This is a genomic window from Streptomyces sp. NPDC088747, from assembly GCF_044751025.1.
Classification (GTDB): Bacteria; Actinomycetota; Actinomycetes; order Streptomycetales; family Streptomycetaceae; genus Streptomyces.
This window is the reverse complement of record NZ_JBIVKZ010000016.1, coordinates 218,534-242,790: the sequence shown is the minus strand read 5'-3', so window position 1 is coordinate 242,790 and position 24,257 is coordinate 218,534. Positions and strand designations below refer to the sequence as shown.

General features: G+C 68.7%; 6 protein-coding genes. 4 read left to right on the top strand and 2 right to left on the bottom strand.

Annotated elements, in window-relative coordinates; genetic code table 11:
- The coding region (locus ACIP79_RS32165; protein WP_401228829.1) for an amino acid adenylation domain-containing protein at positions 1–6,893 on the bottom strand (6,893 nt) is incomplete at its 3' end.
- 318 nt (positions 6,894–7,211) lie between these two features.
- Positions 7,212–7,796, bottom strand: a complete 585-nt coding sequence (locus ACIP79_RS32160) for a hypothetical protein (RefSeq protein WP_401228827.1) — start codon at positions 7,794–7,796, stop codon at positions 7,212–7,214.
- A 644-nt stretch (positions 7,797–8,440) separates the two neighbouring features.
- On the opposite strand from ACIP79_RS32160, the gene ACIP79_RS32155 reads away from it, so the two are divergent.
- The 4 genes from ACIP79_RS32155 to ACIP79_RS32140 all read left to right on the top strand — a co-directional run bounded on the left by ACIP79_RS32155 (position 8,441) and on the right by ACIP79_RS32140 (position 24,250).
- Positions 8,441–9,646 (top strand): glycosyltransferase, encoded by a 1,206-nt coding sequence (locus ACIP79_RS32155; protein WP_401228826.1) that lies wholly within the window; start codon positions 8,441–8,443, stop codon positions 9,644–9,646.
- A gap of 151 nt (positions 9,647–9,797) precedes the next feature.
- Positions 9,798–10,166 carry a signal peptidase I gene (locus ACIP79_RS32150; protein ID WP_401228824.1) on the top strand — a complete coding sequence of 123 codons (369 nt, stop codon included), beginning with the start codon at positions 9,798–9,800 and terminating at the stop codon, positions 10,164–10,166.
- A gap of 516 nt (positions 10,167–10,682) precedes the next feature.
- Positions 10,683–14,678: an amino acid adenylation domain-containing protein gene (locus ACIP79_RS32145; RefSeq protein ID WP_401228822.1), complete on the top strand. Its 3,996-nt coding sequence runs from the start codon at positions 10,683–10,685 to the stop codon at positions 14,676–14,678.
- Complete coding sequence (locus ACIP79_RS32140; protein WP_401228820.1) at positions 14,675–24,250, top strand: amino acid adenylation domain-containing protein; 9,576 nt, start codon at positions 14,675–14,677, stop codon at positions 24,248–24,250. Before ACIP79_RS32145 ends, ACIP79_RS32140 begins: the two co-directional genes overlap by 4 nt.
- The last annotated feature ends 7 nt before the right edge of the window (positions 24,251–24,257 follow it).

The window sequence follows — 24,257 nt, the reverse complement described above, 5'->3', positions numbered from 1 at the left end:
CCGCCGAGCAACTCCCGCTGCCACAAGCTGTAGTCCGCGTACTGCACCGCCAACGGCACCCAACCAGGCGCCCGTCCGGCAGCACGAGCCCTGTAAGCGGCCGACACATCCCGCGCCAGCGGACCCATCGACCACCCATCACCGGCAATGTGATGCACCACCAGCACCAACACACACTCGCCCGACCCCACCCGCAACAACCACGCCCGCAAAGGCAGCTCGGTTCTCAGGTCGAAGGCATGATTTGCCAGCCCTGCAACCGCCTCCGTCAGGCTGTCCCGGCCCAACTCGATCACCGGCAGATCGATAGACGAAGGCGGGACAAGGATCTGCTGACGCGGCCTGCCCTCGTCAGCCGGAAAGACCGTCCGTAGCACCTCGTGCCGGTCCACCACGTCGCCCAGCGCCAACCGCAACGCCTCGACATCCAGGTCACCGACCAGCCGCAGAGCCACAGGAATGTTGTAGGTCGCCGACGGCCCCTCCAACTCGCCCAAGAACCAGAGCCGTTGCTGCGCGAACGACAGCGGCACCCGTTCCGGCCGCTCCACCCGCACCAGCGGTTGCCGCCTCACGCCGGAGGAGGCCAACCGGCCCGCGAGGGCAGCCGGGGTCGGCGCCTCGAACAACGTCCGGATCGCCACCTCCGCCTCGAAGACCGACCGGATACGGCTCACCAACCGGGTCGCCAGAAGTGAATGGCCGCCCAGCTCGAAGAAATTGTCGTGCACGCCGACCGTGGGCAGACCCAGGACCTCGGCGAACACGGTGCACAGGAGTTCTTCCCGCACCGTTGACGGTCCCCGGCCGCCGTCGATCGGCTGGTACTCCGGAGCGGGCAGAGCCTTGCGGTCCACCTTGCCGTTCACCGTCAGCGGCAGAACATCCAGCACCACCAACGCGGACGGCACCATGTACTCCGGCAACACACCCTGCACATACCCGCGCACCACAGCGACGTCCACACCAACCGAACCACTCGCCGCCACGACATAGCCGACCAGACGCCTGTCACCGGGGCGGTCCTCACGCACCAACACCACCGCCTGGCCGACGCCCACGTGAGCGAGCAACGCGGCGTCCACCTCACCCAACTCAACCCGGAACCCACGAACCTTCACCTGATCATCGGTACGGCCCAGGTATTCGAGGTGTCCCTCAGCGTTCCACCGTGCCAGATCTCCGGTGCGGTACATCCGCTCCCCCGGCGCGAACGGATTCGCCACGAATCGCTCCGCGGTCAGCCCCGGCCGCGCGTGGTAGCCACGGGCCAACTGCGCGCCGGCGACGTACAGCTCGCCCGCCACCCCGGGCGGTACCGGCCGCAGCGCCGCGTCCAGCACGAAGACCTTCGTGTTCGGAGCTGGACGCCCGATGGGTACGCCCCCCAGCGAAATCGGGTCTCCGGGACGGACGGTGAAGGTGACGCATCCGACGGCCGCCTCGGTCGGACCGTACTCGTTCGTGATCAGGACGTCGGGATGCGCGGCCCGCCAGCGTGTGAGCTGCTCGCCCGCAAGGCTCTCGCCGCCGACGACGAGGTCTCCCTGCGTGAAGGATCCGGCGGGCTCCTCGGAGAGGATGCCCAGGTGACTGGGCGTCACCTTTACGAAGGTGGGCGCCAGTTCAGCCGGAAAGCCCTCCTGGATATCAGCGACAAGCAGGGCACCGCCCGAGATGAGCGTGCCGTACAACGGTGTGACGGTCAGGTCGAACGCGGCCGACGAGTGCAGCACGGTCCGACCACTCAGCCCGGGGTACGCGCTGCCGGCCCAGATGAGGTAGTTGGTGACCGCTGAGTGGCTCACCACTACGCCCTTGGGGCGCCCCGTGGAGCCGGAGGTGTAGATCACGTAGGCGGGGTGGGCGGGCAGGAGTGCCGCTCCTCGCTCGTGGTCCGTGAGGTTCTCCCCGGCCATGGCGGACAAGGCCGCCGTGGTCTCCGGGGCATCCGTCACGACGCGTGTCACGCCGTCATCCCCTGCGCCTGTCATTGCGGTGTGTGTGACCAGCAACGTGACCTGGGCGTCGGTGAGCGTGTAAGCGATTCGGTCGGCGGGGTAAGCCGGGTCGATCGGAACGTACGCGGCTCCGGTCTTGACCACTGCGAGGAGTGCGACGACGAGGTCGGCGGAGCGATCCATCAGCACCGCCACACGTTCTTCGGGCCTGGCCCCCTTGCCCACCAGGACGCGGGCCAACCGGTTGGCTCGTGCGTTCAGCTCCGCGTAAGTCATCTCGGTGCCGTCGGAGACCACCGCAGTGGCGTCGGGGGTGCGGGTGACCTGGGCCTCGAACAGCTCGGCGAGCGTGGTAGGCGGAACCTCTTGGGTGCTGTCGTTCCACCCGGACAGGATCCGCTCCCGCTCAGCGGCATCGAGGACATCGACGCGGCTGAGCGGTACGGACGGATCCGCTGTCACCCTCTCCAGGACCATGAGGAAGCGCCGTACGATCGCCTCGACGCTCGCGGGATCGAACAGATCGGTGGCGTAGGTGATCCGTCCGGTCAGCCCCGCCGGGGTGCCGTCCTCGGCGAGCTGCTCGGCGATCTGGAAGTCCAGGTCGAACTTGGCGGGAAGGACGCCCGCAGGCAGTATCTCGACGTCCAGGCCGGGCAGGTCGAGACGCGCTTTGGTGGTGTTCTGCAGGGTGAGCATGACCTGGAACAGCGGATGACGGGCCATCGACCGAGCCGGAGCCAGATCCTCCACCAACCGCTCGAACGGCACATCCTGGTGCGTGAAGGCACCGAGGTCCATTTCCCGTGTCCTGGCGAGCAGTTGCAGGAAGGTGGGATCGCCGGACAGGTCCGAGCGCAGGACGAGGGTGTTGACGAAGAAGCCCACCAGATCGTCGAGCGCCTCGTCGGTGCGGCCGGCGATCGAGGTGCCGACCGGGATGTCGTCTCCGGCCCCAAGTCGGTTCAAGAGGACGGCCAACGCCGCCTGCACCACCATGAACACCGTGACGCCCTGCACCCGGGCCAGATCGACCAATGCCTGGTGCACCTGCGCGTCTATGGTCAGTTCGACACTGCCGCCCCGGTGGGAGACGACCGGGGGGCGCGACCGGTCGAACGGCAACGCCAGCTCCTCCGGCAGGTCGGCCAGTGCCTGGCGCCAATAGGCCAGTTGCCCGGTCAGGAGACTGTCGGGGTCGGTCTCGTCGCCGAGCAACTGGCGTTGCCACAGGCTGTAGTCGGCGTACTGCACCGGCAACGGCAGCCGCTCCAGGGACTGGCCGGTGGATCTCGCCGCGTACGCGGCCGACAGATCCCGCGCCAGCGGGGCCAGGGACCACCCGTCACCCGCGATGTGGTGAACCATGACCATCAGGACGTGCTCGTCAGGACCGGTTTCGAACAGCCGGGCCCGCAACGGGATTTCCTTGGCGAGGTCGAAGTGGTGACCGGTCATCTCGGTCATCGCGGCTACGAGGTCGGCCGGCCGTTCGACCACGATGGGGACCGGGGTGTCCTCGGTCGGCAGGATCTGCTGGTGGGGCTGACCATCCACCGTCGCGAACACCGTGCGCAGGACCTCGTGCCGGCCGACCACGTCACGCAGGGCGGCCTTCAGAGCATCGACATCCAGTGGCCTGGTCAGTCGCAGGGCGAGGGGGATGTTGTAGGTGGCCGACGGTCCCTCCAACTCACGCAGGAACCAGAGTCGTTGCTGTGCGAACGACAACGGGACCCGTTCCGGCCGCTCCACCCGCACCAGCGGTTGCCGCCTCACACCCAACGACGTCAACCGGCCCGCGAGGGCAGCCGGAGTCGGCGCCTCGAACAACGTCCGGATCGCCACCTCGGCCCCGAAGACCGACCGCATGCGGCTCACCAGCCGGGTCGCCAGCAGTGAATGGCCGCCCAATTCGAAGAAGTTGTCGTGCACGCCGACCGTGGGCAGGTCCAGGATCTCGGCGAACACCGTGCAGAGGAGCTCCTCCTGCACTGTGACCGGCTCCCGCCCACCGTCGGTCGGCCGGTAGTCCGGAGCGGGCAGAGCCTTGCGATCCAGCTTGCCGTTCACCGTCAGCGGCAGAGCATCCAGCACCACCAGCGCGGACGGCACCATGTACTCCGGCAGCCTCGCGCCGAGATGGGCGCGCAGCGCGGCACTGTCCGTCTGCGGAGTGTCGCCACCGGCGGGGACGAGATACCCGACCAGTCGCTTGTCCCCGGGGCGATCCTCACGGACCACCATCGCCGACTGCGCCACGTCCGGGTGCGCGCTCAGCGCTGCTTCGATCTCCCCCAACTCGATCCGGAACCCACGGACTTTCACCTGGTCATCCGTACGGCCCAGATACTCCAGCTGCCCCTCGGCGTTCCACCGGACCAGGTCGCCGGTGCGGTACATCCGCTCCCCCGGGGTGAACGGGTTCGCGACGAACCGCTGCGCGGTCAGCCCCGGCCGGTCCAGATAGCCCCGGGCCAACTGCACGCCGGCCAGGTACAACTCGCCCGCGACACCCACCGGCACCGGCCGCAACGCCGCGTCCAGCACGTAGACCTGGGTGTTCCAGACCGGTCCACCGATGGGGACGCTGCTCCTGCTGGTGTCGCCGTCACAGGTCCACGCGGTGACTTCGACCGACGCCTCGGTGGGGCCGTAGAGATTGTGAAGCGGAATGTTCAGTACGTTCCGGAACTGGCCGGCGACATCACTGGAGAGCGCCTCGCCGCTGCAGAACACAGCACGCAGGTCGGTACAGGCGCGGGCGGCCGGTTCACGGAGGAAGACCTGCAACAGGGAGGGGACGAAGTGCGCGATCGTGACGCGCTCGCGTTGGATCAACTCGGCCAGATACCCGGGGTCACGGTGACCCGAGGGCTTGGCGACCACCAACGTCGCACCTTGGAGCAACGGCCAGAAGAACTCCCGTACCGACACATCGAATCCGAAGGGAGTCTTTTGCAACACCCGTTCCGAGGCGGTCAAGTTGTAGGTGCCCTGCATCCAGGTGAGCCAGTTGACGACACCCTCGTGGGGTACGGCCACGCCCTTCGGCCGTCCGGTGGAGCCTGAGGTGTAGATGACGTATGCCGGGTGCGCGGGCAGCAACCTGGCACAGCGCTCGGCGTCCGTTGGGTCCGTGGGGTCCGTGCCGTCGAAGTCCCCAAGCGCCGCGACGGTACGAGGATCATCGACAGCCACGTACGGCGGATGGCTGTCGGTACGGCGGGAGGCCAACTCCGTGCTCGTCAGTACCAGAAGAGGACGGGCATCGGTAAGGAGGAAGGTGATCCGCTCGGCCGGGTAGTCCGGGTCAACCGGCACATACGCACCGCCCGCCTTGACCACCGCGACGAGCGCGACCACCAGGTCCACGGACCGGTGCATCATCACCGCGACCCGCGACTCCGGTCCCACACCCCGCCCGATCAGCAGCCGGGCCAGACAGTTGGCACGCTCGTTGAGATCCCCATAGCTCACCTCAACACCCTCGAAAACCACCGCAACCGCGTCCGGAGTACGCACAGCCTGAGCCTGGAACAACTCCGACAACGTCGCCGCAGGCACCACCCGGCCGGTGTCATTCCAGTCCTTGAGGACCTGACGCTGCTCGGAGCGGGTCATCAGCGTGATCTGGTGCAGGCGTGCCTCGGCCGTGGAACGCGCCATCCAGTTCATCACGTCGAGGAATTTCGCAGCATGCTCATGCACTGCCGTCCGGTCGTAGAGATCCGGGTTGGCATCCACGACGACGGATATCCGTCCGTCGGACGACCTGTCGTACAGGGAGATCGACAGGTCGTTGAAGTTGATGCCACCGAGCCCGTGCGCGCTGCTGGGGGCGTCACCAAATGTCAGTGCGTAGTCGAAGGAAACGATATTCACCAGTAGCGGATAAAGTCCGCTGCGCCCTACGAGCTTCAGATCTCTGATGATGTCTTCGTAGCGGTATCGCTGATGGCGCAACGCATCTCTTACTCCACGAGAAACCTGCTTCACGAGTTCTCTCGCCGTGGTCTTCGGCTGCACCGTGAGACGCAGCGGAATGATATTAGCCGTCATTCCCGGGACGTCCCGCAGGGCAGTTGCTCTGCCCATCACGGGGACTCCGAGAATGATGTCCTCCTGCCCCGTCGCGCGGTGCAGATAGGCGGCGCTCGCGGATATGGCAAGACCTGAGAGGCTTGTTCCCAGTCGGCGTGCGGAGCTTCTGAGTTCGGCAGCGGCGTCGGGAGGGATGTGGAGTGTGTGACGCGTCAGTTCATGGGGAGTGGTGGAAGGCTCTCGGCCGCTCAGGCTGACCGTCTGGGGGCGGTCGGAAAGGCGCCCTGTCCAGTACTCCCGGTCCAGTTCGAATTCTGCGGACGCCCGGTAATCGGCATCGGCGTCCATCAGTGCGGAGCTGGAGGGAAGTGCGTTGTCGGAGACGGATTCGCCTGCCAGGAGAGCCGTGTAGACCGCGGCCACCCGGGCGGCAATCAGGGGTCCTGCCAGCCCGTCTGCGATGATGTGATGTATTCGCTGATACCAGAAGAAGCGGTCTTCGTCCACCTTGAGGGCGGCGTGGGCGAAGAGTTCGCCGTCCCGGAGATCCACAGGATGTCGCATGTCCGCGCGCATCCAGCTTTCCGCACTGGACCGGGGATCTTCGTCACCGCTCACATCGATCACATGGAACGGCCAATTGCTCCGCGGGTCGAAATACTGCTGCGGGACTTCGCCTGCGGTTCCCTCGAAGCGTAAGTGGAAAAAGTCGACCTCCTGGACGGCTTTTCGCACTGCCGTCTCTAAGAGGCCCAGATTGACCTTTCCGTGAATCTCTATGTATTCACCCATGTTATAGATCGGGTTGTCCGGATTCAGTTGCTGCGCATGCCATACGCCAAGCTGTCCGGCCATCAGTTCGCGACGGCCACCATGCGATCCAGACATCTCCACACCCCGGTCAACGCTCGCGCCCCACATCCGGAGCGATCAATTAAGCAATTTGACAGCAATGTTTATCCACTCCACCTTCTCAAGCCGAACTGGACACTGTCAACTTTCTCGGCGATGTGGGCATTTAGGAGATGTTTGATGTTTATTTGCCATGGCCGTTTACTATTTTGCCCTATTTGTCACTCAAAGGGAGTCGGCCAGATTTGGGAACATGAAAAAGATCCCTCCAGCGGGAACCTTTTCACGGAAAAGACACTCAGGGCCTCGCGCGGGCGAAGCGCCAACCGCGCACGAACGGGTCGCCGCGCGAAGTCAGCCGGCGGGGGTGTTGTAGTTGACGATCGTCTCCACCATGAGAGCGACGGCACCGGCCAACGGGTTGGTCGTTCCGACGCCCACGACGTCGGGCAGTCGGTGCGCCTCGGCCTCGGTGACAGCCACCATGCCCCAGAACGCGTTGAACCCCGAAGGATCCACGGGTTTGTCGGTTGCCGTCCCGACGGTCAGGACGCCTCCCGTCTCGGTCACCGCCAACGCGCCCATCTGCCGCAGAACGTCATGGTCCCGTTCCTCCGCGGCCACTACGCTCCAGCCCGCCACCTCCACCTGCCGTAACGCTTCGAGGAGCTTGCCGGGCGTATCCGGGCCCGTGACAACGATGTCCGGCAGCACCAGGGCCACCGACCCCTGTGTCATCGGCAGGGCGGACCGGATCGCGCCGTCGAGACCGGGCCCGCACGACTCGTCCTGGTAGACGAAGACCATCTGGAAGGTGTCGGCATAGCGAGCGAGATAGCTCACCGTGTCCAGCTTGTGCGTGCCGAACACGACGACGAGACGGACGTTGAGTCCGCTCTTGGCGAGTTCGACCACGCCTTCCAGGCTGCGGTCCAGCACGGTGACCCCAGGAGCAAGACAGTGCAACTCCTTCGGGTAGGGCGCCCCGAAACGGGATCCGTATCCAGCGCAGGGAAGGATGACGGAAACATCGGGTACGGGTGCGGACGAAATCTGCATCGAGTGGTACTCCGATTGTGTGGACGATGGGGGAACCAGCACACCTCGCCGAGCACAGACTGCCCACGGCCGGCCGATGTTGAACCTCTGCCTCCCTGCCATGCCGATGCACACAGCGGCCACGGAGATGACTGTTCCCTTTACCTCCCGAAGGCACAACTCTGCTGCGAAATAGCCCGGTTGACCAATAGGACCGAGCTCGATACAGCGAGCCGTCCATCGCCTACTCTGGCCGACGCGCGAACAGTCCTGCTGCCGATCGGTTCCGATGGCCGCCATATCGCCACTGCGGGCCTAAGGGCTGTCCCGTAATCCCCGGTGGATCAGCGCGCGGCGTCAGATGCGGTGCATCGCAAGGCGGAGGGTCGTCCTCATACTGGGCGTATTCGGGCGATCCGACAACGCGGCGAGGTGCCGTAGCTGTCGTCGTGCGCCCGCCGGGGATTACGGGACAGCCCTTAGACCCGGGCGCCTGGGCGGAATCGACATCAATCGCATGGAACTCCGACGAAAGAGGACGCTGAATGCGGGTGTTGTTGTCTACATACGGGACGCGTGGCGACGTCGAACCGCTGGTGGCACTCGCGGTGCGGCTACGGGCACTTGGCGCCGCGGTGACGATGTGCGCCCCGCCGGACGAGGAGTTCGCCAAGCGGCTGGCAGGCATCGGAGTGGAGCTGGTGCCGGTCGGGCTGCCTGTCAGGGAGTTGATGCGCGGGAAGACCCTGCCATCGGCGACGGATCTGGCGCGCTACAGGAACGAGTTGGTCGAGACGCAGTTCGACGCCTTCCCCGCGGCGTTCGACGGATGCGATGTGGTGGTGGCGGCAGGGCTGGGGCAGGTCGCCGCGCGATCCGTGGCCGAGGCCGCCGGAATCTCCTACGTGTACGTGAGCTATGCGGCGGTCCACCTTCCGTCGCCGCATCACGCGCCACCTCCGCGGCCGGGCTGGCCGGAGCCTGAGGCCGCCGGCAATCCGACACTGTGGGAGTTGGACGCCCGGAACGTCACCGCGCAGTTCGGCGAGGCACTCAACAGTCACCGGGCGGCTCTCGGCCTGCCGCCGGTGGAAAACGTACGCGATCACATCCTCACCGACCGTCCGTGGCTGGCGGCGGACCCGGTCCTGGGGGCGTGGCCGGAAACCCCCGGCCTCGACGTCGTACAGCCGGGCGCGTGGACCCTCGCCGACGAGCGACCCCTACCGCCGGACTTGGCGAGGTTCCTGGACGCGGGCTCGCCGCCGGTCTACGTGGGGTTCGGCAGCATGTCCCCCGCCGAAGGTATCGGCGGCATGGCCGTCGCGGCGATCCGCGCACAGGGGCACCGCGTGCTCGTGTCCCGTGGCTGGGCCGAACTGGATCTCCTCGACGACGCGGACGACTGCTTCGCCATCGGCGAGGTCAGCCACCAGAGCCTGTTCGGCAAGGTGGCCGCGGTGGTCCACCACGGCGGCGCGGGTACGACGCTGACGGCGGCCCGGGCGGGCGTGCCGCAGGTGGTGATACCTCTCCAGTTGTCGGACAACCCGTACTGGGCCGGCCGGGTCGCGGCGTTGGACCTCGGTGCGGCCCTTGATGCCCCGACCACGACCGTCGAATCTCTGGGCATCGCGCTCAAGACCGCTCTGGCGCCCGAGACCCGGGCGCACGCGAAGTCCCTTGGAAACAGGCTCCGCACCGACGGTGCGGAGGTTGCCGCGCGCCGGCTGGTCGACGAGTCGCGGTAAAGCGGGCAAGTTCGCGGTCCACGGCCCGATCCGGGCGAAAGGGCTCCGGGCGGGGCGAACCCGCCCGGAACTTCGGCCTGTTGGGGCCACGATCCCACGGTCGATCGCCCTGCGGCAGGGACCAGGCCTTCGGTTGCTACCGTTCGGGCTCATGAACGACGGCGTGTACGTGGGCAATGCGAGCAGCGACGCGGCAGGGAACCGGGGATGGCTGCTCGGACACTTCCAGGAGCAGGGCGACCCCCGCCACAGCGACGCCGTCGAGGTCAAATGGGGTGTCCATCCACGCGGTGAGAAACGCGCGCGGTGGGTGGAAGGCGAGGTGCGGACAGCTCTGCTGGTTCTCATATCAGGGCGATTCCGCATGGAGTTCCCCGGCCGCAGCGTGGTGCTGGAGCGGCAGGGCGACTACGTCGTCTGGGGCCAGGGGGTGGACCACACCTGGTTCGCCGAAGACGATTCCGTGGTCATGACTTTGCGTTGGCCTTCTGTCTCCGGATACGCCATTTCTGACCAGTAGAGCACGGCCCGATCGAGTTGAACCGGTGCCCCATTGTGGCCTGCTATCCCCAGACAAACCCCGTGATGTCGCACGCTGAGTGCAAACGGTGTTTGTGCCGTCTTCTATCGGCGCTCCTCCGAGAATGCCCCATGGCCGGGTGTGACACGGGTCACGGTTGACCACTCGCCAATCGGAGCACATCTAGCATCAATGGAATTGAGCCACCGCGCCGGCGACCGAGCAAACAAAAGCTCCGCAGCGCCCACTCCGCATACACCTCGTGCGACTTTATGGAGTCTTGGCAGACAGATGGCAATTTACAGAAGCTTGCGCGAGCCACCGCCGAGTCCGTGAATGTTCGGTTCGAGATCCGGAACGGGCCGCCGCTCAGCCGGACGTCGAGCTGAAGCCGCGCGAAAGAGACCATAGAGACCATGCCGGGCACGCTCGTGTCAGATCGCGTGAACCACTGATACTCCGGGGACGTTGGGACTCATGTCCGCCGCGTCGCCCCCTTGTCGTGAAGGGTAATCCGTGTCTTTACCCCGAATCGCAGTCAGTAGTCGCCCCGACGAGAAGGCAGAATTCGCGCCTTTGTCGCTGGCGCAGGAACGTCTGTGGGTCATGGCGCGCATGGACGGAGACGCCAGCGCCGCCTACAACGAGCCGATGCCCTTCGATATCCGGGGAGACTTGGACCGGGATCTGCTCATCGAGGCGCTGCGTCTGCTCGCGGCCCGGCACGAGGCCCTGCGCACCAGGCTGGTCCCCTCCGAGGGTTCGGCTCTTCAGGTCGTCGATCCGCCGGACACGGGGTTCCCCGTGACCTTCGAGGATCTGACGGCACTGCCGGACGGGATCGAACGGCTCGCGCGAATACGGTTGGCGGTGGAGGGCACCCCGTTCCGCCTGGGCGAGGAGCCCATGGCACGCGGTTGTCTGATAGCGCTCGAACCACACCACCACGTACTGATCCTGACGGTGCATCACATAGTTTTCGACGGCTGGTCCCGCTCCCTGCTGCTGAAAGAGCTGGGGCTGGTGTACTCCGCGCTTCAGCGGGGGCAGGACGCTTCGCTGCCCGAACTGACCTCGCAGTACAGCGATTACACGCGTCGGCAATGGGAGTGGATGTCGGGAGACGAACCCGCCCCGCACTCCGCCTACTGGACCACCGCGCTGGCCGACACCCCGGCCGTGATCTCCCTGCCCGCCGATCGGCCCCGCCCGCCCGAACAGGACTTCCGCGGCGCCCGGTTGCCCGTGACCGTCGACGAGGACCTGACGCGAGCCCTGCGCACACTGGCAGCTGACAACGATGTCTCCCTCTACGCCACCGTCCTGACCGGCTGGTCCGTCCTGTTGTCGCTGCTCTCCGGGCAGGACGACATCGTGGTCGGCGCCCCCACCTCGAACCGCCGACGCGGCGACGTCGAGGGCCTGATCGGCTTCTTCGTCAACACCCTCGCCCTGCGCGCGGACCTCTCCGGCTCGCCCACCGTCAAAGACGCCCTGAAGCGGGTGAACCAGCGGATCCGTGACGCCCTCAAGCACGTCGACCTCCCCTTCGAGCGAGTCGTCGAGCTGGTCAACCCGCCGCGGAGCCCCGCCTACACAGCCTTGTTCCAGACCATGTTCGCCTGGGTCCCCTCCATGCGGAAGGAATTCGACCTCCCAGGCCTGGAGGTCGAGTTGCTTGAGGATGCCGCCCACGTGCCCGCGAAGTTCGACGTGGTCCTGGCCCTGGCCGACGAGGGCCTGCAACTCACCGGGGAGATCGACTACGCGGTCGCGCTCTTCGACCGGGCGACGATCGAGCGGTGCATAGCTCAATTCCTTCGCGTGCTGCGTCTGATGACCGAGCGGCCGGATGCCGAGATCGCCGACCTGACGCTGCTCGACGAGGACGAGCAGCGGACACTCCTCGCCACCTTCAGCTCCGGGCCCCCCGTGGCCGGCCCGGCATCGGCAAGCGTGCTGGAGCGCTTCGCGGAGCAGGTCCGCGAACGACCCGAGCAGTGTGCGGTGGTGGCCGACGACGCGGAGCTGGACTACGCGACACTCGACCGCCGGGCCAACCGGCTCGCCCATGCACTGATCGCCCGCGGCGCCGGCCCCGATCTCGTGGTGGGCCTGCACGCGGGACGTACGGCCGAACTCGTCATCGGTGTGCTCGGGATCCTCAAGTCGGGAGCCGCCTACCTGCCCCTCGACCCCGGCCAACCCCCCGAGCGGCTCGCCGCCATGGTGAGCGACGCCGCACCGGTCCTCGTGCTGACCGACCGGAGCGACACTCCGGACGGCGACGGACAGTCGTGGGAGCAGCTGACGAAGGTGGAGGCGGAGGGGTCGCACGATGTGGCGCCCTCCATCGACACGGACCGGGCTCGACTCGCCTACGTCATCTACACCTCGGGGTCGACCGGCCGGCCCAAGGGCGTGGCGGTGACGCACGGCAGCGTCATCAATCTCTTCGACCACTGGCAAGACCTCATGGGAGACGCTCCCGGCGAGGCGTCCTCGGCCTGGTCGAGCATCGGCTTCGACGCGTCGGTGCACGAACTCCTCGTCCCGCTGACCACCGGCGCCGTCCTGCACCTGGTTCCCGACGAACTCCGCGGAGATCCTGGGGCGTTGCTGGACTGGATGCGCGAACGCAAGGTCACCCAGGCGTTCCTTCCCCCGTCCTACGTCCTGTGGATCGGTGAGGATCCGGCCACCCGCCTGGCCGGGTCGAGCATGCGGCAGCTTCTCACCGGAGTGGAATCCCTGCCCGAGAGCACCCTGCACCGAATGCGTGAGCTGCTGCCCGGCCTGCGCATCTGCTTCGGCTACGGTCCGACCGAAGCCACGCTCTACGCCACCGCCTACACCGACCCGCAGCCGTACGACCGGCCGTGTCCCATCGGGCGGCCACTGCGCGGCACCCGCCTGTATCTCCTCGACGACCGGATGCGCCCGGTACCCGTCGGAGTTCCCGGCGAGGTCTACCTCGGTGGTGCGAGTCTGGCCCGCGGATATCTGAACCGGCCCGACCTCACCGACGAACTCTTCGTGCCCGACCCGTTCGTCCCCGGTGAACGCCTTTACCGCACCGGTGACTTGGCGCGCTGGCTGCCGGACGGCAACGCCGAGTACGTCGGCCGCCGCGACGAACAGCTCAAGCTGCGCGGCTTCCGTATCGAACCCGGCGAGGTCGAGGCGGCGCTTCTGGCGGTCCCCGGGGTGCGGGAGGCCGTCGTCCTGGCCGACCGCGACACACCCGGTGGCCCGCACCTGGTCGCGGGCGTGGGAGTCGACGCCGGGGCGACGCGAATGCCGTACGAGTGGCGTACGGCCCTCAAGGACAGGCTGCCGGACTACATGATCCCCTCCGTGGTGGCCGAGTTCCCGCGACTGCCGTTGAACCACAGCGGCAAGGTGGACCGGATAGAGGTGCTGCGGGTGGCGGCGGGCGCCCGCGCCGGGCGGGTCAACGCGGCCGCGCCCCGTGACCGTGTGGAGATGGCGCTGTACCGGGTCTGGCGCGGGGTGCTCCTGCATCCGGACATCGGAATCGGTGACAACTTCTTCGAGCTGGGCGGCACTTCGATATCGGCGATCAAGATGGCGTCCGCCGTCCAGAAGGAACTCGGCGTCGACTTGGCTGTCCGGGACGTCATGCTGCACCCCACCATCGAGGCGCTCGCCGAGCGGGTGCGCGGGGCCGGCGGCGACGCGGCGCAGTCCGCGGAACCCAGCAGCCTGGTCGAGTTCCGTGCGGGCGACCACCGGCAGCGCGTGGTGTGTGTCCACCCCGCGGGCGGCACCGCGTTCTGCTACCTGCCGCTGTCCGCCGAACTGGCCGACGACATAGGCGTGGTGGGACTTCAGGCACCCGGGATCAACCCCGGCGAGTCCACCCTGCCCAGCGTCGAGGCGATGGCCGAGGAGTACCTGCGGCTCGTCGACCCCGGCGCCGACGAGGCACTGGTGCTGTGCGGGCTCTCGTACGGCGGTCTGATCGCGTACGAGATGGGCCGCCGCCTGGTAGCCGCCGGACACGAGAAGGTGAGCGTCGTCCTCCTCGACACCCACGGAGCCCAGGACGACGAGCAGCGCGCCGCGATCGCGCCGGTGGGCATGGAGGAGTTCCGGGAGAAGCTGGTGCGCTTCAACGGCATGTATCCGGGCATCGACGACGACCAGGTGGCCCGGTACCTGAACGTCTACAACCACCATCGCGAGACGGGGCGTGACTACGCCGTGCCTCAATCGCCCGCCCGTACCGTGCTTATGCAGGCCACGGCCGTGGAGGACGAGGACGAGGACGGCGCGGGTGCCGATCGTCTACGCGCGTTCTGGCGCCGCCGCGTGAGCGGTGAGTTCGTGGTCGAGCCTGTTGCCTGCGGCCACTGGGACATGTTGGAGAGTGACGAGTTGCCCCGCGTCGCCGCCGTCCTCACCGCCGAACTGCACCGGCTGACATCCGCTCCCCGCCAGGGCGAGGCGGAGCGCACAACACCTTCAGGCACGTCGGAGGCACGATGAAACCGCGCGTCGAAACGTCGCCCGTCGACGTGGCCGAGGACTTGAGCGCCCCCGCCGGTACAGCCGTTGAGATTCACCGCCGAGCTCTTCGCACACCGCACGTCGAAGCGGTCGTCGACGGTGAAGTCAGCCTCGATTACGCGACGTTGAACGTGGCAGCCGCAACCGTCGCCCGGGAGTTGAGGGCCCGCGGTGTCACCGCGGGACAGGCCGTGGCGGTGGCGATGCCGCGGTCGTGGCGGCTGGTCTGCGTGATGCTGGGCATTCTGCGGCTGGGGGCGCAGGTCGTGCCCCTCGACACGCAAAGCCCCGCCGAACGACGTCACTTCATCCTCCGGGACTCCGCCGCGGTGGCCCTGGTGTACGAGACGAGCGAGAGCGCAGCCGGGGTCCCGCAGGATGTGAAGGCTCTCGCCGCGGACGCCCTTCTGCCCGGACTTCCGGATGCCGCCGCCCCTGCCTCTGCTCCTGCTCCTGCTCCTGCTCCTGCCGCTATCGCTGCCGCCGTGGAGACACCGTCCGTCCCCGGCGAGGTGTCCTTCCTGTTCTACACCTCCGGAACGACAGGGCAGCCCAAGGGAGTCGAGGTCCGTGACGCCGGAGTCAGGCGGCTGGCGCAACCCGGTTACATCCGCGTCGAACCCGGTCTGCGCTATGCCTGCCTGGCCAATCCTGCCTTCGACGCGCTGAGTTTCGAGGTCTGGGTACCCCTGCTGACCGGTGGCTGCTGCGTGATCCTGAGCGACGGGGACGTACAGTCTCCCGAACGGTTCGCCGCCGCACTGCGGCACGAACGGGTGGACACCGTCTTCATCACCACGGCCCTCTTCAACGCGATGGTCACGGCAGTGCCGGACTGCTTCGCCGCGGCCGGCGAGGTTCTGGTGGGCGGTGAGCCGCTCAACCCCCAGGTGATGCGCCGCTGGTACCGGGACAACGCCGACAGCGGCACCCGCCTGTTCAACATCTACGGGCCGACGGAGTCCACCACCTTCGCCCTGTGCCATCCGATCCCGCGGGACTTCGACGGGGATGTGGTGCCGATCGGACGGCCCCTGCCGCAGAGCGGTGCGGTACTGGTCGTACCGGGCTCGGAGCGGGTCGCCGCGCCCGGTGAGGTCGGCGAACTCCTGTTGAGCGGAGCCGGACTCGCCGTCGGATACCGCAACTTGCCCGAGGAGACCGAGCGGTGTTTCGTGCGGCTGCCGTGGCTCGACGGTGGTGAGGAGCCGTACTACCGCACCGGTGACCTCGTACGGGCCGACAACGAGGGCCTGGTGGAATACGTCGGCCGAACCGACCGCCAGGTGAAGGTCCGTGGCTTCAGGATCGAGCCGGGCGAAGTAGAGCGGCGCGTTCTCACCCACCCGGCGGTCCGGTGGGCGTATGTGTGCACGCGCCGCGCGAGTGACGCGGGACCCAACGAACTGCTGGCGTTCGTCGTCCTGCGTCATGAGCTGTCCTACGAGGAGTTCGACAGCCACCTGGCGAGCCACCTGCCCGCCTACATGCGCCCCCACCAGATCCACGTCGTGGCCGAACTGCCGCTCAATGCCAACGGCAAGGTCGACCAGGCCGCCTTGCTGCGGCAGGCCGGTCGGCCCTGGCGGCCCGCCGCCTCCGAGTCCGGCGTAGTACCGGCCGTGACGGAGACCGAGCGCCAAGTCGTCGAACTGGCCGAGGAGATACTCGGCACCACCGGTCTCGGGCTGCGTGACAGGTGGATCGCCAGCGGCGGGGACTCGCTGAAGGCGCTTCGGTTCTGCTTCGCCGTACGACAGCGATGGGGCCGCTCGCTGAGCCGGGCGTCCGTTCTGCACGGCGACCTGGCCGCCGTCGCCCGGTCCCTCACCACGGGCCGTCCCGACGAGGAGCACTCCCTGCCGGCACCGGTGGTCTCCGGTGCCCGCTCGGCGCCCGCCACCAGCGAACAACAGCGGCTGTGGCTGGTACAGCGCGGCTCCCCGGACTCTCGGGCCTACTCCGTCGCTCAGGCCTTCCACGTGGACGGGCCCGTCGACACCTCCGCCCTGCGGCAGGCGCTGCGCAACCTGGTGACACGCCACGTGGCGCTGCGGACGAGCTTCGGCCTCGGGCTGGACGGCCTGGAGCAGACCATCGGCGAGCCGTACGACCCCTGGCACGAGCCGGGCCCCCAGCAGGCCTGGGACCAGGAGGAAGCGCACGCCTTCGCCGACACCTTCTTCGCCGAACCCTTCGATCTCGCCGTCCCCCGCATGCTCCGAGCCTGCTGGCTGCCGCGCGACGACGGCGGCACGTTCCTGCTGCACCTGCACCACATCGCTGTGGACGGCTGGTCGTTGAGCATCCTGCTGCACGACCTGTCGGCCGCCTACGCCGAGAGCGGTCACCGCGAGGCCCCCGCTCCGACCGCTTCAACCGCTTCAACCGCCCCGACCCCACTGGACTTCGCGGTCTGGCAGAGCGACCGATTCGCCGACGCGGCCTACCAGACGCAGCGCGATGAACTACTCGCTTTCTACCGGGGTTTGGAGGAGCCGCAGGAGCCGCTGTCCACCCAGGACACGGGTCCGGCACCGCGGGCGCAGCTGCTGCACACGTCGCTCGACGTCGTACGGCGGGCCCAAGTCGACCAGCTGAGCGTCGAGTTCGGGCTGACCCGTTTCCAGGTGCTGCTGAGTGTCTTCTCCTGGTGCCTGTACGGCGTGACCGGTCTGGTCCGCCCGCGGATCGCCGCCCCGGTGGCCAACCGCCCGGTGCGGGAGTTCGAGAACACCGCGGGCATGATGGCGAACACCGTCCTGCTGCCGGTGACAGTCATGCCCGGTGAGGACCTTCGTTCACATCTCGCCCGGACCAAGTCCGACACGGAACAGGTGCTGGGACGCCAGGACGTGGCGCTCACCGACGTACTGACCGGCTGGGACGGCGTGGTCGACAGCACGCCGTTCGACTTCCTCTTCGTCCTGGAGAACACCGACTTCGGCGCACTGCGGCTGCCCGGCTGCGCTCAGCGACCTCTGTGGTGGGCGGCACCGGAGGCCAAGTGCCCGATGACGGTCTCCGTGGTCGAGCACGCGGACGGACTCGACGTGCTGTGGGAGTACGCCGAGAACCGGTTCACCGGCGAGGACATCGGTGCAATGGCGGAGCTGTTCCGGCGGGGCGTGGACGCGCTCGCCGCCGGTGGCCGCTCCACCGCCCGTGAACTCGTCGTGCCGTACCGGCTGTCCCTTCCGGAACGCGGGCGCGGACCGGCCCCCGAACCCGGCTTCGCCACGGTCGCCGAAGGCTTCGGCCGACAGGTCGCCCGTACGCCGGACGCACCCGCCGTCGTCACGGCGGACGGCGACACGCTGACCTACGCCGCCCTCGACGCCCGCGCCGCGGCACTCGCCGCGGAACTGACCGACCGCTACCCGATTCCGGCGGACAGCAGCCCCTGCCGGGCGGCCCTGTACCTGGACCCCTCCGCCGAACACGTGGTGGCGCTGCTGGCACTGGCCAGACTGAACGTCACCGCCGTTCCCCTCGACCCGTCCTACCCGGCCGACGTGCTGCGCCGCGTCCTGGAACAGATCGACCCGATGTGCGTCCTCACCACGCGGGACGGCTCGCCGACGCTGGACACACTGCTCCCGGACGGTGTGGTGCGCCACCTCGTGACACCGGTCGCACCGGTCGCACCGGTCACACCGGCGGACCCAGCGCCGCTGGAGGATGCCGGCGCGAGTGCGTCGTACGACGGGCAGACGCATGACGGGCAGACGCATGACGGACGTACGTATAACGGCCAGACGCATAGCGGGCGTACGCATGACGGGCGCTCGGTCGACGTGCCGACACACGATGGCGCCCGCCCCCTGTACACACTGTTCACCTCCGGCACCACCGGTGTCCCCAAGGGCGTGCAGATCCACGACCGCACGCTGTGCGACCTGATCAGGTGGCAGTCGGGTCCTGGCGGCCTGCACTCCCCCGCTGCCACCCAGCAGTTCTCCATGCTGGCGTTCGACGTGTCCTTCCAGGAGATCTTCGGGACGCTGTGCACGGGTGGCAGCCTCCAGCTCATCCGTCCCGAGTGGCGGCAGGACGCGCCCGCGCTCCTGGACCGGCTGGACTCCGCGGGGACCGAGCGGATCTTCATGCCGTACGTGGCCCTGCAGTTGCTCGCCGAGTACGCCGTCCGCCTGGACAGGTATCCCGCACGGCTGCGTGAAGTGGTCACCGCGGGTGAGCAGTTGGTGTGCACCGACAGCATCCGGCGCTGGTTCGCCGGACTCCCCGGCGCACGCCTGTTCAACCACTACGGGCCGACCGAGACCCATGTGGTCAGCGCCCTGTGCCTGGAGGGAGATCCTGGGCGATGGCCCGAACGGCCCGCCATCGGACGCCCGGTGGCCGGCGCCGATCTGCGTGTGGTGGACGCCCAGGGCGACCCGGTCCCGGCCTGGTGCACCGGCGAGCTGCTGATCGGCGGCACGATGACCACCCGCTGCTACCTCGACGAACCGGCACTCGCCGACACCCGTTTCGTCGAACTCCCCGGCGCGGGCCTGTTCTACCGCACCGGTGACCGGGCGTTCTTCGACCGTGCGGGCCTGCTGCACTACGCGGGCCGCGACGACCAGCAGATCAAACTGAGCGGGCACCGGCTCGAACTCGGCTCGGTCGAGGCGGCCCTGCTGCGCCACCCCGCGGTGGTCAACGCGGTCGTCACGCGTGCGGGCGACCGGCTGACGGCGAGCCTGGAAGTACGTGGCGAAGCGCCGTCCGCCGACGACCTGACCGCGCATCTGTCCGCCCTTCTGCCCTCCTACGTGCGGGTGGACAGCTTCCACAGGCTGGAGAAGCTCCCCCGCACCCCCAGCGGAAAGCTGGACCGGCAGGCGGTCGTCCGGGCACCGGGCAAGGAGATACGTCGGTCCGCGATCACCCGGTTGGGCCTGTCGGCCGAGGAGGAGCGCCTCACCGCCGCCTTCGAGGAGGTCACCGGGTCGCCGATCGCACCGGACCAGACCTTCTTCGAGGCGGGGGCCTCCAGTCTCGCGCTGATGCGTTTCCACCTGCGCTGCACCACCGCACTCGGTCTGCGCTTCAACATCGCGGAACTGTTCGAGCACGTCACCGTACGATCCCTGGCCCGCCACCTCACCGCCCCGCGGCCCCTCACCGCCCCACAACCCGCCACCGCCTCACGGCCCCTCACCCCGTCGACCGCGAGGGACGACGGGGCCCCCGAACCCGGCGAGCCGATCGCGGTCGTCGGCATGGCGGTACGGGTGCCCGGCGCCCCTGACCTCGCCGCCTTCTGGGAGCTGGTGGTATCCGGCGGCACCGGGATCCGCCGCTTCGACGCGCCGGAAGGAGTCGTCGGCGCGCACAGCACACTCGACGGCATGCTCGACTTCGACCCGGGCCACTTCGGCATCAGTCCTCAAGAGGCACGTCTGATGGACCCCCAGCAGCGTCACCTGCTGATGGCGGGCGTGCAGGCCTTGGCGCACGCCGGGGTGGCGGACACCTCGGCCACCCGGGTGGGCCTGGTGGCCGGTGCCGGGGAGAACACCTACTTCCAGTCGCTGTTGCGCGAGGCGGACCCCGGCCGGCTGCCGGACGGTTTCCAGCTCGCCCTGCACCACGAGAAGGACTTCCTGGCCACGAAGGTGGCGTACCACCTCGGGCTGACGGGCCCCGCCTTCAGCGCCCAGACGGCCTGCTCCAGCTCTCTGGTCGCCGTGCATCTCGCCGGCGGTCTGCTCAGGCAGGGCGAAGCCGACGCGATGCTCGCCGGGGGTGTACTCATCGACCCCGGGCTGACCGGCGGCTACCGCTACCGCCCGAATCACATCTTCTCCGCGGACGGGGACTGCCGACCCTTCAGCGCCGATGCCACCGGCACGGTCGGCGCGAGCGGTGTCGGCGTCGTGGTCCTCAAGACGCTGCGGCAGGCGCGGCACGACGGCGACACCGTCTACGCACTCATCACCGGCTCCGCGATCAACAACGACGGTGCGGCGAAGATGAGTTACACGGCGCCGTCCCTGGCCGGACAACGGGAGGTGATCCGGACCGCCCTGTCCCGTGCCGGGCGCACGGGCGCCGACCTCGGCTATGTGGAAGCGCACGGCACCGGCACCCGGCTGGGCGACCCGATCGAAGTCGCGGCGCTACGGCAGGCGTTCGACGTGAGTGAGTCCGGCCGCTGCGCTCTGAGCTCCGTCAAGAGCCAGCTCGGACACATGGGCGCGGCCGCCGGCGTAGTGGGCCTCGTACGCGCGGCCCTCGCGGTGCACCACGGGACACTCCCGCCGAACCTCAACTTCTCCGCCTTCAACCGGGAGATCGGCCCCGATCCCACTCCCTTCCATGTCCCGACCGAGGCGACGCCCTGGCCCGACGGGCGCGAACGGGTGGCCGCCGTCAGCAGTTTCGGGATCGGCGGCACCAACGCCCACGTCATCGTGGAGCAGGACACCGCGCCCGGACCGGTGGCGACCGGCGAGGTACCCAAGTGCCTGGTGCTGTCGGCCTCCAGCGCGGAAGCCCTCGCCACCGACGCCGCCCGGATCGCCGACTACCTCCAACTGCACCCGGAGCAACACGAGTTCGCGCTCCGCCATCTTCAGACCGGTCGGGTCGCCCGCCGCCTGCGGACCGCGGCGACCGTGACGGACGCCGCCTCGGCCGTGCGCCGGCTGCGCGCGGTGGCCGCGGGAGCGGTGCCGGTCGGCAGCGTGGACCCGGACGCCACGGCGGTCCCAGCGGCCGGTCGCACGGCCCGCGAACTCGCCGAGGACTGGACCGCCGGACGCTCTGTCGACTGGGGGGCGGGCTCCGCTCCGGCGCCCTGGGACTTCCCTCCCCCGTCCTTCTCCCTCGCGGAGTACGACTTCGACCGACTGACCGCGGAACCGCACGAAGCCCCGGCCGCCACGCCCCAGCGGCTGCCCCGGGAGAATTGGCTGCACCAGCCGCACTGGGTCCGGCTGCGCCGCGCCGCCGTCGTGGACACCACCGTGCCGGCCGGCCGCTCGTCCACCGTGGTCGTCGTGACCTCCGAGGACACCCCGTCGACGGCCCTCGCGCCCTTCGAAGCGGTGGCGTCGCGAGTGATACGAGTGCACCCGGCCGACGCCTTCGCCCGCCGAGGACCGGACGCCTACGACGCGGACCCCGCCGATCCGGTGTCTCTGCGCCGCCTGCTCGACGCACTGTCCGAGGACGGCGTCCCGGCCGCTGACGACAGCGCTCCGGTTTCTGAGGACGGCGTCCCGGCCCGCGCCCACATGGAGTGGGTGCACGCCCTGCCCCTCGACGTGACAGGGCCGGTCGGTCCCGGCAGCCTGGAACACGCCCGTCGCACCTGCGTGGACAGCACGGCCGCCCTGGCCCAGGCGCTGACCGGGCGAAGCGTCTCCCCACGGGTGTGGTGGCTGTCGTACGGCGCCAGGCCTGTGACGGGATCGGTGGACAGACCCGAACTGGCGCTCCTCGCCGGGCCGGTGGAGGTCGCCCATCAGGAGTCCGCTCTGACCGGCCACTGGCTCGACCTCCCCGACAGCGACCTCACCCGCTGGGCCGGTTACGTGGCCTCGGTCGTCGCCGGTACACGTGCGGCCGAGCGCCGCGACGGGCCAGCCCTACCGCGCCAACTCGCGCTGCGGCAGGGCTACTGGTGGCGGCAGGGCACCATACCGGTGCCGGATCCGATGCCGGTGCTGGATCCGGAGGCGCAGGGTACGCAGTCCCTCGTACCGGCCGGAGTGGACACCGTGCACTTGGTGCTCGGCGGCACGGGCGGCATAGGGCGCGCCATCGCCGCCTGGCTGCTCGAACACACCCGCGGTCGCGTCCTGTTGCTGTCGAGGAACCCGCGGCTGCCCGAGGAGTTGAACGGATGGGCCGACCGCGTCGGGCTCGTCCCGGCGGATCTCGCGACCATGCCCGTTCACGAGGTGGCGGCGGCCGTCGCGGGCCACACGTCGCGGCTGGACGGCGTCATCCACGCGGCCGGTCTCGGACACGGCGGGCTGCTCGTACGACGTGACGCCACCGCGATGCGCGACGCCTCAGCGGTCCGCGACAGGGGTGCACTCGTCGTCGAGCACCTCATCGCAGCCCTCCGTCCCGAGATCGCGGTCTACTGCTCCTCGATGTCCGCCCTGCTCGGTGGTGTCGGCCAGAGCGACTACGCGGCCGGCGCGAGCCTCCTCGACGGCTTCGCCCACCACCGGGCCTCGGAGACGGAGACGACCGTCCGGATCGGCGTCAACTGGGACATCTGGAGCGAGACCGGAATGGCGACCCGCGTCCCGAACGCGGACAGCCGGCATCAGGCGCACCTCGCGGTCGGCCTGACCGTCGAGGAGGGCAAGGCGGTCTTCGCCCACGCCCTCGCCCTGCAACTGCCTCAACTCCTCGTGTCCACGACCGACATCGACGTCTCCCGGGCCTTCTACGCTCCCGCCGAGACCGCGGCTCGGTCCTCGTCCGCTGGAGCGGTGCATCCGATGGACGGCGAGGAAGAGGCCCCCGGCGTCGGCGACACCGGAGGGAGGGCGGACGCCATGGCCAGGGTGATCCAGGATCTGCTGGGCGTGGACGAACTGGACCCCGAGGACTCTCTCTACGACCTGGGCGCCGACTCGTTGACCCTGATCAGCCTGATCGACCAGATCGAGGACGACTACGGCGTCGAGTTCGACCTGGGCTCCTTCAGCCACCGCGTCAGCCTCGCGGAGATCCTGAAACACATCGAGGCGGCGCTCACCTCCGCCGAGTCCGGCGAAGCGGCCGAAAGCACTTCCCCGGTCGTCCTGGACATCTGGCAGGTGGGAACCGGTCCGGCGGTCCTGTGTCTGGTGCACCCTGTGGGCGGAGACATCCAGGCCTACCGTTCCCTGGTGGCAGCGCTCGGACCCGCACCGACGGTGTGCCTCATCGCCGACCCTGGACTCCGCGACACCGAGATGCCCGCATGGTCACTGGCCGAGCGGGCCCGTCACTACGACGCGGAACTGCGCGCCCACTTCGGCGGGCCGGACCACCGACTCCACCTGGCCGGCTGGTCCTACGGCGCCCGGGTGGCGATGGAGATGGCAGGCCTCGCCGAGTCGGCAGGCGGACCGCCGGCCGCGCTCTACCTGCTGGATCCGCCACCACCCCAGGCGGAAGCGCTGGTCGCCGCCTACGACGAGGCTCACCTGGAGAAGGTGTTCGCCGCCGAACTGGGCATCGGCGCCTCCTCGTTGGCGACTGAGCACGCACAGGCCTATACCGAGAGGCTGGCCCGCTGCTGCCGCGCGAACCTGCGCAGCCTCGGGGAACATCGCGTACGGCCGCTCGCCTCCGTCCCCACGTATCTGTGGCTGGCCGAACACTCCACGGAGGGCATGCCCGCTCCCGCCGACTCTCAGGAGCAGGACCGGCAGTGGAACACCTGTCTGCCCCCGTCCGCCGTACGCAGGTGTCTGCCCACGGACCACTACGGCATCGTCGCGGCACCCCACGTGGACACGGTGGCCAAGACCATCAGGGCGACGCTGGCGTCCCCTGGCAGCGGTACTCGCGGACCCGCTGACCTGTAAAACCCCA

Bases quoted from the DNA above. Each gene is read 5' to 3' on its own strand.
- ACIP79_RS32155 (WP_401228826.1), top strand. From the start codon at position 8,441: ATGCGGGTGTTGTTGTCTACATACGGGACGCGTGGCGACGTCGAACCG.
- ACIP79_RS32150 (WP_401228824.1), top strand. From the start codon at position 9,798: ATGAACGACGGCGTGTACGTGGGCAATGCGAGCAGCGACGCGGCAGGG.
- ACIP79_RS32140 (WP_401228820.1), top strand. From the start codon at position 14,675: ATGAAACCGCGCGTCGAAACGTCGCCCGTCGACGTGGCCGAGGACTTG.